Source organism: Paenibacillus sp. D2_2, from assembly GCF_031199965.1.
GTDB lineage: Bacteria > Bacillota > Bacilli > Paenibacillales > Paenibacillaceae > Fontibacillus.
Window position 1 is genome coordinate 5,289,238 of the sequence record NZ_CP133605.1, and the last position, 11,761, is coordinate 5,300,998.

The following is an 11,761-nucleotide window of genomic DNA, read 5'->3' on the forward strand; positions in this document are numbered from 1 at the left end:
TATCTGTTCGACATAAATCTAGTAATTTCCTCTCCCGGTTCGAAACCTGTCATACTTCTTGCACAAAAAAGGCCAGTACCGTCACTTATCAAACGATACTCGCCTAATCTAGAAACATAATATTTGTAGACATACACATTGGCATGCCATTCTTAATCCGCCAGACGATAGCCTACACCTCTTACTGTGGCAATATAGATTGAATCTACTGCCCGATCACCAAGCTTCTTGCGCAGACTCTTGATATGAACATCGACGATGTTACTACCACCCAGGAAAGTTGTTCCCCAGATTTCTGATAGTAGACCCTCGCGGGACAGTACCGTCCCCTCGTTATCTAATAGTTGAATGAACAACTCATATTCCGTCTTGGTCAACTCGATTTGCACACCGTCCCGGTACACTGCCATCTTCTTGCGATCGATCCACAGATCCTTATACACGGTTGGTGAACTGCCGTTCATCACGCTTAAGGATGTACTCCGTTCCCCTTGGCTGCGAATAATACGCTGCGCGTGGTAGAGGATCTCTCCCTTCCTCGCCGGCCATACGAGAAGTTCATGATTCATCAGGCTCTGATCCAGCCCAGTAAGGACAGATTCACTAACGAGCAGAAGGCAGGGAACATCCCCCGTCTGCTTCATCAAGGCTAGAACAGCAGCTGCATCCTCGATCTCACGATAAAAGGTAAAGTCAAAAATAAGCAAGTCGGCCGCTTGTGCATTGCGTATCCCCTGTTCAAGATGATGGAACACCATCACATCAAAGCAACCCTCCGATAAATCCCGAAGTAATTCATGAACCCCCGTTGGATTTGGACTAACAATAATGACCCGCTGCGTTACCGGACAGAAGACCGGAACCCCGGCCAGCTCTTCCAGCTTCATTTCATGCTCTTCCGTCTGGGTTCTGAATAGCGGCGTCGCCAAGGCGGAAGCTCTTTCCGCAGTATTCATCTCTTTGACTGACATGCCGGGCACACCCCCCCGAATACGACGTGAGCATGATGAACATCATATCCGGTTTCGTTGGCAACAGCATGGCTCCAGTCATCAGGTACTCTCGTCATGACTTCATCTACACGGCCACAGACCTCGCATAAAATATGCTGATGATCATCGAGCTTGGCATCATAGCGGCTCGCTGCTTCACCCAACTTCAATTCTCGGATCAATTCCTTCTCAGTCAAATAACGCAATGAATTATACACCGTTCCATAAGCAAAATTGTATCCCTGCTCCACAAGTCGGTTCATCACCTCAGCAGCTGTTGGGTGATCATCCGCTCTGCGAACGACATTGTATACAGCTTGGCGCTGAGTCGTTAAATTTAGTGATTTCATATATAGAGTCATTCCTTATGATTTATATTTTAGAATTAGTATAAGTCTTATTCTATTACCCGTCAATCAACATGCATCATTAAGATAATCATTTCCTTAACTCCGTTGAAACTGTTTCATCTGCAAATTATTGGAGACAATTGTACAAAGAATGAAAAATACCAATCTGGAGCTAAAACCTATAAGGAGGACTATTCCAAATGAACCACACATCCCATTCTGGACTACCGCGATTCCCCGAATCGATGTGGAGCCATACCTCTTCCCGGCCTTCGTTCCCAAGGCTGAATGAAGATATACAGTGTGATGTAGCCGTGATCGGGCCGGTATCACCGGGATTACGACCGCCTATGTATTGCTTGAAGCAGGACTGAAGGTCGCGATTATCGATGCGGGTCAAATCCTGCAAAGTACGACCAGCTTCACGACAGCCAAAGTCTCCTCGCAGCACGGCTTAATATACAACAGCCTGCTAAGCCACTTCGGGAAGGAAGCAGCGCGTCTCTATTATGAGGCCAATGAAGACGCGATCCGCTTCATATCAGATACGATACAGAAGCATAACATAGAGTGCCACTTCCAACGTGAAGATTCCTATTTATATGCCGATTCCGAGCAGCAGCTGGAGCAATTGAGACAAGAATGGGAGGCATACCGCCAGCTGGATCTGCCTGGCGAATGGATTGATGAGTTACCTCTACAGGTTGAATCGAAGGGCGCCATCGTCCTGCGCAATCAAGCTCATTTCCACCCACTTCAATATTTGTCCGCGCTCACGAACTACATTGTTGAGAAGGGCGGTCGCTTCTACGAGCATACGACCCTTGAAGACTATGCCAAAGAACAGGATGACGATAATATTATTCTCAAGACCGCAGAAGGGCACAAAGTTGCTTGCCAGTATGCCGTCTCAGCCTCCCACTTTCCTTTCTTTGACGGGGGTGGTCTCTACTTCACCAGGCTCCATGCCGAACGCTCTTATGTCATCGCCATCAAACCACAGAAGGCCTATCCCGGCGGCATGTACATCAACTGCGGCGAACCGAAACGTTCTATAAGACCTGCTATGTTTAACGAAAGCGAAGTCCTTCTTGTGGGGGTGAATCTCATAGGACAGGGACGAATGATTGCACGATCGAACGGTATGAGAAGCTGGAGAAATTCGCCAGGGATACCTTCGGGGTAGAACAGATTCCATATCGCTGGTCCACGCAGGATTTGATTACGATCGACGAGGTACCCTATATCGGCAGTGTAACCTCCAATCATCCTAGAGTCTATGTAGCTACGGGCTTTGCCAAATGGGGAATGACCACCGCTGCAGTATCGGCAACGCTGATCGCCGACCTGATCGCTGGTAGGGAAAACCGATACGCCCAGTTATTCACCCCTTCCCGGTTCAAGCTTAATCCAGGTCTCAAGAACCTTGTTGTTCAGAATGCGGAAGTAGCCAAGGAATTGATAGGCGGTAAAATAGAAGCCGTTCATCTGAAGGTGGAAGATTTGAGATCCGATCAAGGAGCCATCGTCAAATATCACGGCAAGAGGGCTGGAGCTTACAAAGATTCTAACGGTGTCGTCCACCTGGTGGATACCACTTGCCGCCACCTTGGCTGCGAGGTCAACTGGAATGAGGCTGAACGTACCTGGGACTGTCCTTGCCATGGTGCCAGATACAGCTATCAGGGCACTGTCATCGAAGGTCCGGCCACAGAGGATTTAATCCGATTAAATCCACACTATGGCGCAGAAAAGTAATATATGACGGATATGATTGCAGACAAAGCCGTATTCCCCAAACGAATGAGGAAACGGCTTTGTTTGAGGTTTTGTAAAAAATTAGGCTTCACTATCTTGCATTATTCAGTACTGCATGTTACTATTTACCTGTACTAATCATTATTCAGTACTAGATTATTTAATTTACCACAAGCAAATGAGGCGATAATTTTGGATATCAATGTTCAATTCAAAAAAGGCGCCCTTGAACTCTGTATACTGGTACTTATCCATGAGCGTGACCGATACGGATACGAATTAGCTCAGTCTGTCTCAGAGCATATCGAAGTCGCAGAAGGTGCACTGTATCCGCTGCTTAGACGGCTCGTCAACGAAGGATATTGTACAACATATTTACAGGAATCAACGGAAGGACCGCCTCGTAAGTATTACAAGTTAACCGCTCAAGGTGAGCTCCATATGAGGGAACTTATCGTTGAATGGAAGCATTTCGTAAATAGCGTATCATCTTTGATCGAGAAAGGAAGCCAGTCATGAACAAAAACGAATTTTTAGCGAGCCTTAATGCTCATTTATCCGTACTGCCTCCGGAAGAACGGAACGAGCTAATGAATGATTATGAGACACACTTCGCCTTTGGTCTGCAGAATGGCAAGACTGAAGCCGAAATTGTACATGAGCTTGGGAACCCTGAGGAATTAGCCAAGGAAGCGATTGGAGATCGTCAAATTCCACAACAACAGGTATACTGGTCCGACCCTAGGCGACCGCAGCAGGATCCACCTGCAACTCCAACCAAGACTCGAGGCAGCTTCGCCACGGTTATGGTATGTATAGGACTATTCTTTTTAGATATTATTGCAATTCCTTTTCTCATATCCTTCTGGGGCTTCGGTGTCTGTTTCGTTCTGCTTGCCGCCAGCGGATTGATAAGTCCGGTCTTACTTTTGCTTGAATATCTGATGAATGGCGTCTTCGTCCCTGCCAAAGGGTTCGCAGTGGTCGCATTAGTCGGTGTCGGCATGCTGTTCATCCCGGTCTCCCGCTACGCCATCCAAGGACTAACTCATACTAGCACCAGCTTTATAACCTGGAATAGGAAAGTACTCAAAGGAGGAGAACATAGATGAGAAGCGGTAAACGATGGTCATTTCTGGCTATAGTACTCATCATCATCGGTTTCGCCTGGCATGGCGTACCAAGGATTCAAATTCGGGGATGACCTCCCTTCTTACAGTCAGAAGCTAACTTTTGCAGGACTGAATTCCTTGACGATTGACAGTGACTATGATGTAAATGTGAAGTTTATCAATAGTCCAGACGGCACGGATTATATTGACGTTAGCGGCAACATGGAGAAAGAGACGATCAACAAGCTTAAAAATGCCGATACTTCGGCGAAAAACTTCACCCTTGATCTTACAAGAAAATCCAAATGGAGCTTCCTGCAGCTCAACTTCCAATCGAACGAACAGCAAATTACAGTTGCGCTGGCCGATCCTGCAAAGCTTGAACAATTCACTACCAAGTTAGGATCCAATAACGGCACTTTCTCAGAGCTAAACGCAGGGAACATCAATATTTCAGGTACATCCGGTAACCTCAACACGAGTTCCGTTACGGCCAAACAAATTATTATTAAAACAACTTCCGGCAACATTACAGCCAATGATATGAAGGGCGATACTGAAATCAAGCTCACTTCAGGTAATATCAAAGTTACAAATCTCGATGGTTCTGCTACCCTTCTGACAACATCCGGCAATATCAAAGCGGAGAATGTAAAAGGTTCAGCTGACGTATCCTTAGTTTCCGGCGATATCAAATTTGATAACTTTATCGGAAACGGCACCTTCAAAAGCACCTCCGGGAATATTACGCTGAATAATCAGCGTTCAGACTCCCTAGACATTACCGCTCATTCCGGCAACGTCAATCTTTCAGCAGACCCAGAATTCAAAGGGATCTACGATCTACGTGCAACCTCAGGTAACATACAATCCCCAGACTCCCCGATGAAAACCAAAGACGTTATCAAAATTCGGGTGACATGCGGGAATATCAAGATCAAGAACTAATATTGGATAAAGACTTCAGGTTCTTCCTGGAGTCTTTTTATTTGTTTGGGAAACCTATGATCACAGTAATATTCCGGTGTTTTCCTGCTTATTACGACCCCAAGTATTCTCATAAATGACAATGAATCATTGTGACTTTTTTTATAATTTACCTCTTGCTTTTCTACCTAAAAGGAGTACAATGTTTACCTAGGGAAACATTTTTGTACATAGGAAAAGGAGGAGAGATTATGGGAGAAGGAAAACTGTTTCATCGAACCCAAAATGGACTAAGTCTATCTGAAATAAATAATACTGTTCCGATTCCTCAGAATGCAGGATTCTGGCGGAAACTTCTAGCATATAGCGGGCCCGGCGCATTAGTGGCCGTTGGATATATGGATCCAGGTAACTGGGTAACATCTATCGCCGGTGGTGCACAGTATGGCTATCTACTCATAAGCGTAATTCTGATCTCCAGTCTTATTGCGATGCTGCTGCAGAGCATGTCCGCAAAGCTAGGAATTGTGACCGGAATGGACTTGGCTCAGATCACACGCTTGAAATCAGGCAAGAAGCTAGGTTTTGTATTATGGATTGTTACCGAGTTGGCCATCATGGCCACAGATATTGCCGAAGTTATCGGAAGTGCCGTAGCATTAAATTTATTGTTTGGAATTCCATTACTACTCGGTGTCATTATTACGGTACTCGACGTCTTTCTACTATTAATTCTTGCACGCTTCGGATTCAGAAAAATCGAGGCCATCGTGGCCACACTAATTGCCACTATATTCGTCGTCTTTTTGTACGAAGTCATTCTTTCTCAGCCTAATATAGCTCATATGTTTGGTGGCTTCATCCCTAAACCGGAGATCGTTACCGATAAGGGAGCTCTGTTCATCGCCCTCGGTATTGTCGGTGCCACAGTGATGCCGCATAATCTGTATTTGCATTCATCTATCGTTCAGGCACGTCAATACGATCGTAAAGATCGCGCTTCCCTAAAGAGGCTGTAAAATTTGCAACGATTGATTCGAATATTCAGTTAACCATCGCTTTTGTAATCAACTGCTTGCTGCTAATCCTGGGTGCCGCTCTGTTCTTCGGATATGGCGGAGAATTGGATACATTAGGACAGCTCTATCGAGCATTAAGCGATAATGCAATTGTAGGCGCAATTGCCAGTCCTGTACTCAGTGTATTATTCGCCGTCGCCTTGCTTGCATCCGGTCAGAACTCAACGATTACAGGAACATTATCCGGGCAAATTATTATGGAAGGCTTCATTCATATGAGAATGCCCATGTGGGCAAGAAGGATGATTACACGCTTATTGGCCATAATTCCGGTAATCGTATGCATTGTGGTATTTGGGGATACCGAGTCGGTCGTTGAGAAACTTCTGATTTATACGCAGGTATTCTTAAGTGTCGCTTTACCTTTCTCCATCATTCCTTTGACGGTCTTTACTAGTGATGAGAAATTGATGGGCGAGTTCAGGAACAGAAAATGGGTCGTGATCCTAGCCTGGATTACTGCCGTAGCTCTTACGGTATTAAATATTTGGCTAATCATCACCACATTTCAATAAAAAGCAGGTACCTATAAAAGCTCAAGTGTGAATGACAAATTCGCACTTGGGCTTTTTTTGCACAACTGCGCTAACCAATTCAGCGGATGGGTATACTTTACTTGGTTGTAACTTTTACCCCTCAGGGATACGTTAGTATAAAGGGATGTGTAAATTCGATTGGTTGAATCTCCCTTTTTTTGGGTATAAAATCAATAAATATGATTATTCAAATCTATAAGTGCGTGTTCAAAAAAGTTCGGTTTTCAGCACCGAGAAGGTTGGATGAAGCTAGGGACTGAGGAGCAGAGCGTACGTAGTTTGTACGTGAGCACCGGAAGGCCCGGCTGAATTCAAGATTCGATGTCGAATAAGCTCTAAGTGCTACTTCGTGATCAAAAGCGAACTTTTTGAACTACCTCTATAAATGAAGGTACTTAGGAGTGAGTTAAAGTGTCAGCAACACCAGCAATGAGTCCAATGGCCAAAAAGCTATTGATTGGCTTACTGATCTTCGTAGGGATCGTCTCATGTGCCATTGTTCTCTTTTATAATGATTATTTCTTCCTCGGCGACCCGATTCACCCCAATAACGATGACGTTAAATATATCCAAACATCACGTCTACTACTGAATGAGGGCGTGCTTGCCTACAATACTAAAGACAGGCCCTCTGCATTTATCATGCCCGGGTTGCCGCTCATCCTATCCGGTCTGATGGCGGTATTTGGTCAAGACCAGGGTGGCGTCATTGCCTTCCGGATCTTTCAATGCCTGCAGCAGGTGCTGTCCGTGTACTTGATCTTCTGGATCGGCCGACGGACGTTCAACGTTCGGACCGGCTTAATTGCGGCAGCGATCAGTGCCTTATATCTTCCGGATTATTTCTCTTCCGGGGTTATTCTAACGGAGACGACCTTCCGTACCATCCTGTTGTTGCTCGTCTGCGTTACTATTCTGGCGATGGAGCAGAACTTATCCCGATGGTATGTCTTAATCGGCGTGCTGACTGCAGCTGCTGCCTATTTCAAGCCTCACGCCACACTCTACCCTGCCGTATTTCTAATTATTTGGTGGAGAAATAAAATCCCTTGGCGCCTGATGCTGAAATACACGGGCTTAATGATCGGTGTCTACATCGTTCTACTTACACCTTGGTGGATTCGCAACTGGCTTACCTTTCACGAATTGATTCTGTTTACGAACTCTGCTGGAAGTCCTTTTCTGCTTGGCACGAGATTCTATGGACAACTTCCGCCAGCAGGCTTCTTCGAGGCCCACCCTGAATATTCACCAGAGACTTTATTCCAGGGTGCAGACAAAAATGCCATTCGCAAAGGCCTGGACGTTATTGCCTACGGCTTTACCCATGAGCCGCTGAAATATATATATTGGTACACGTTAGGAAGATGGATAGAGCTCTATTTCCATCCCTTCTATTCCCGTCCGATATGGCCGATCAGTCGGCCCGTGATGAATGTTCTACAGATCATCTTGATGCTCTTGAATATGGCTGGCCTCGTATTTGCAATGATCAAACGCCGCTATCGCCGCCTGCTGCCGCTTCTACTTGCGCTATGTTATTTTACGGTGATCTACTTTCCATTCATTGCCTTCAACCGCTACGGTTACCCTAACATGGCTCTGCTTATCCTGTTCGGAGCTTGCCTGATTGATCAAGCTATTAGCAGTAATTCAAAAAGTCCGCTTTTGATCACGAAGTAAATCAGGAAGCTACTCGGCGTCGAATCTTGAATTCAGCCGGGCCTTCTGGTGCTCACGTACAAACAACGTACGCTCCGCTCCTTAGGCCCTAGCTTCATCCAACCTTCTTGGTGCTGAAAACCGAACTTTTTGAACTCGAAATTATATCTCCTACACTCAACGTAACCGAAGTGAGCTGGAGAAAAGGAGAGTGACTACAACATGAAAACACTTATAATTATCCCTGCGTATAATGAGGAGGGCAGCATTGCCAAAGTTATAGCAGATATCCGCCATCACGCTCCCTCGGTAGATATTATCGTCATTAACGACGGCTCGAGCGACCGGACAGAGTGCGTTGCAACCGAAGCAGGAGCCCGCGTGTTAACCCTTCCGTATAATGTCGGTATCGGCGGAGGAATGCAGACCGGGTATATATATGCTCAGAGAATGGGCTACGATATTGCCGTACAGATGGACGCCGACGGACAGCATCCAGCAGCCGAACTACCCAAACTGATTGAGCAAGCCAAGGCATATGATCTGGTGATTGGCTCCAGGTATGTTGAAGCTACGGACTACCATTCTCCTTTGCTCCGTCGTCCCGGTATTCTATTCTTTTCAGCGCTCGTCACTCTTGTCACTCGCCAGCGTTTCACGGATACGACAAGCGGATTTCGAGCTGCTGGACGGAAGGTGATTGATCTATACGCCGATTACTATCCGATGGATTACCCGGAGGTCGAATCGATCGTCTACCTGAAGCGAAGGGGCTGCAGCATCACAGAGGTACGGGCAGAAATGCACGAGCGCCAGGCAGGCAAGTCCTCGATTACACCGATCAAATCGGTATACTACATGATCAAGGTTACACTGGCCGTACTCATGAGCGCACTACGGTTCAATCGAACGGCGGTGAGCAAATAAAATGCTTATCTACGTCATTTCAGTAGTGATTGCTGGCTTGTTCCTTCTCTCCATTCTTGAATTGGTCAGAAGGCAGAAGCTGAAGGAGCAGTATTCATTGCTCTGGATTCTGTTCAGCGTTATTCTGCTAATTATCTCATTCAATGTCAGTCTGGTCGAAAGAATTGCAGAATGGCTCGGTGTAAAATATGCGCCTGCCGTTCTTTTTCTGTTCGGCCTCTTATTCTGTTTCGCTATCATACTTCACCTCACCATCGTCATTACGAGACTCACCTCGCAGGTACTGCGACTGACCCAAGAAATGGCGATTCTGAAGGAACGGGAGGATTACCATGGACAAAATGATTAGTTATCTTCTACTGCTTGGCAACATTGTACTTCTGGTCACCGGGCAAGTTCTATTCAAGATCGGACTGGGCCGTTCTGGCGGTCTGCACTGGGGTAAGCTCATCACTTCCCCAGCTATCATCGGCGGAGTCGGTCTGTACGGTATAGCTACTCTACTCTGGTTCGCTGTGCTGACTCGGCTCCCGTTAAGCGTCGCCTATCCTATGCAGGCCTTTGCTTACGTGCTCGCCATGGTCCCAGCCTACTTTATATTCAAAGAGTCCATTACACCGCTGAAGCTAGCAGGCGTTGCTGTCATTCTGATCGGAGTCTATTTGTTGGCGAAATCTTAAGCAGATACACCTCTACTTACTTCAACAAAAAAAAGCCCTGGGTCGGTCTCTAATACCCCCCAAGGCTTTCAGATTCATTCTATCTTTCCATCTCCACTAGCTGTTTCACCGCCTGATCGGTCTCTTCAATCCGGCGGACCATCGGCTTGTTCTGTGCAGTTAGGTTGTCCACCGTAGCGAGCAATTCCTCAAGCGTAGCCGAGGATTGCTGCACAACTGCTACAAAGTCACTTACCGAACGCTCAATCTCTTCTGTCGATTCCTTAACGGAGGTTGTTACTTCCGTGATCTCTGAAGCGCCGGACGCTAATTCCCCCACGCTGTGATTGATAGTTTTAAAAGCCTCCTGGGTTCGATTAACCAGTAACAGGCTTTGCGTCATACTATCAACATTCTCTTCAAGACGGATCTGTGACAAATCGGCTTGGCGGGTCGCTTGTCCGACATTCTCCGTAATCTGGGTGGCCGACGCATTCGTTAGCTCAGCCAGCTTGCGGATTTCATGAGCGACCACCTCGAACCCACGTCCTTGTTCTCCCGCACGTGCTGCCTCAATACTGGCATTGAGTGATAGAAGACTGGTCTGACTTGCGATTTCCTGAATAGAGTTAGTCAGCTCGGAAATGAGATGGATATTGGCTACTAAAGCACTGATCTCCTCTTTCATACTATTCATATTACTGCTGAACGCATCGATGGTGCCTGTAAGCTGGTCGACAACATCGTGGCCCTCTACGGAGGACTGCTTCGCTACCCTAACAGTGCCAACCAACTGATCGAGCTGAGCAAACAGATGATTCACCTTCTGGTTCGAAGTGTAAATATGATCCGAAATCGTGCCGATGGTCTCCGTCTGCGCTGTTGCTCCGGAAGCCATCTCTTGGAAGGCGACATTCATCTCTTGGAACGCCTTCTGATTGTCCTGGCTGTTATCCCGAATCTCACTGATGCTGTTCGATATGGTAAGGGTTGCTTCCGAGGTTACCTTCTCCCGTTCTAATTCCTTGTTAAGCAGCTCCGTGGCCTCCTCACTCAAGGAGTTCACATGACGCATCATCCTTCTGCTTAAATACGATTGCGAAATCAGAACCGTTGATGCCAAAAGATAATAGAACATATAAGTAAATATAGCTTCACTCGTAGCCAAATGCTCATCGACAAAAATAAAATGGTTGGTAAAAATCAATATAAGGCCGGCGGCGAATCCGCTCCAGACAACCTTCGGGCTATTGTACATCAGGCCGATGGATAGAACAAAAAAGGCAGATAACACCTTACTTGTAGTTCCCCTCCATCCATGAATGAAACAAGCGAGATGATAAACATCCCAAAAATGGATACAATCGATATCCATTTCTCAAATCTACGAGCCAGATGTAATGCCCATACAGCAATTAACAGTACGGCATTCGGAATCATAATCCTCACACTAGAAGATACTTCAGAACTAGAACCTAACAATAATAACAAAGTGATTACTACGGTTACAGTTATAATCGAACAAATTAATTGATTCCTCTTGCGCATATCGTGGTAAATATACTGATCTTGCTGTTGATTCCCTACCATTCCTACCTCCTGGAAGTCCAAAAATTTATATAGTATAAATAAATATATCGGACTGCCTCATAGAAATATTTATAATATAAAAGTAAAATTTAGATATTTTCATTACTTTTGATCTAGGTTTATAGACCCCTCTTATCTTCGAAAAGACTATTACACCGTTGAAGCTAGC

At 45.9% G+C, this 11,761-nt stretch carries 11 protein-coding genes and 2 pseudogenes; 9 read left to right on the top strand and 4 right to left on the bottom strand.

The annotated features are described in order from the left end of the window. Positions 1–152: 152 nt before the first annotated feature. Both RE628_RS27135 and RE628_RS27140 read right to left on the bottom strand, forming a co-directional pair. Positions 153–971, bottom strand: a complete 819-nt coding sequence (locus RE628_RS27135; RefSeq protein WP_309156462.1) for a winged helix-turn-helix transcriptional regulator — start codon at positions 969–971, stop codon at positions 153–155. Beyond that, positions 953–1,342 (bottom strand): Fur family transcriptional regulator, encoded by a 390-nt coding sequence (locus RE628_RS27140; protein ID WP_309156463.1) that lies wholly within the window; start codon positions 1,340–1,342, stop codon positions 953–955. Before RE628_RS27140 ends, RE628_RS27135 begins: the two co-directional genes overlap by 19 nt. Positions 1,343–1,542: 200 nt before the next feature. Between RE628_RS27140 and RE628_RS27145 the strand changes: the two are divergent. The 9 genes and pseudogenes from RE628_RS27145 (at position 1,543) to RE628_RS27185 (ending at position 10,023) form a co-directional block, all read left to right on the top strand. Beyond that, a pseudogene (locus RE628_RS27145) lies at positions 1,543–3,100 on the top strand (FAD-dependent oxidoreductase). Positions 3,101–3,292: 192 nt separating this feature from the next. After that, a complete protein-coding gene (locus RE628_RS27150) occupies positions 3,293–3,619 on the top strand; it encodes a PadR family transcriptional regulator (RefSeq protein WP_309156464.1) in 327 nt (108 codons plus the stop codon). Then, the gene (locus RE628_RS27155; protein WP_309156465.1) at positions 3,616–4,212 is read left to right on the top strand and encodes a DUF1700 domain-containing protein; all 597 of its coding nucleotides are present in this window, start codon (positions 3,616–3,618) and stop codon (positions 4,210–4,212) included. The genes RE628_RS27150 and RE628_RS27155 overlap by 4 nt, the downstream gene beginning before the upstream one ends. Positions 4,213–4,272: 60 nt before the next feature. Then, positions 4,273–5,160, top strand: a complete 888-nt coding sequence (locus RE628_RS27160; protein ID WP_309156466.1) for a DUF4097 family beta strand repeat-containing protein — start codon at positions 4,273–4,275, stop codon at positions 5,158–5,160. Positions 5,161–5,390: 230 nt separating this feature from the next. Next, positions 5,391–6,733 (top strand): annotated as a pseudogene (locus tag RE628_RS27165) (Nramp family divalent metal transporter). Between the two features lie 432 nt (positions 6,734–7,165). Beyond that, positions 7,166–8,437 carry an ArnT family glycosyltransferase gene (locus RE628_RS27170; protein WP_309156467.1) on the top strand — a complete coding sequence of 424 codons (1,272 nt, stop codon included), beginning with the start codon at positions 7,166–7,168 and terminating at the stop codon, positions 8,435–8,437. Positions 8,438–8,638: 201 nt separating this feature from the next. Next, entirely contained in the window at positions 8,639–9,343 is a 705-nt protein-coding gene (locus RE628_RS27175; RefSeq protein ID WP_309156468.1) for a glycosyltransferase family 2 protein, read from the top strand. Position 9,344: 1 nt separating this feature from the next. Further along, on the top strand, positions 9,345–9,692 hold the full coding sequence (locus tag RE628_RS27180; RefSeq protein ID WP_309156469.1) for a DUF2304 domain-containing protein: 348 nt from the start codon (positions 9,345–9,347) through the stop codon (positions 9,690–9,692). After that, complete coding sequence (locus RE628_RS27185; protein WP_309156470.1) at positions 9,676–10,023, top strand: EamA family transporter; 348 nt, start codon at positions 9,676–9,678, stop codon at positions 10,021–10,023. The genes RE628_RS27180 and RE628_RS27185 overlap by 17 nt, the downstream gene beginning before the upstream one ends. Before the next feature lie 79 nt (positions 10,024–10,102). Here the strand turns inward: RE628_RS27185 and RE628_RS27190 are convergent, their stop codons facing one another. Continuing rightward, complete coding sequence (locus RE628_RS27190; RefSeq protein ID WP_309156471.1) at positions 10,103–11,296, bottom strand: methyl-accepting chemotaxis protein; 1,194 nt, start codon at positions 11,294–11,296, stop codon at positions 10,103–10,105. Continuing rightward, a complete protein-coding gene (locus RE628_RS27195; RefSeq protein ID WP_309156472.1) occupies positions 11,260–11,592 on the bottom strand; it encodes a hypothetical protein in 333 nt (110 codons plus the stop codon). The genes RE628_RS27190 and RE628_RS27195 overlap by 37 nt, the downstream gene beginning before the upstream one ends. Positions 11,593–11,761 lie beyond the last annotated feature (169 nt).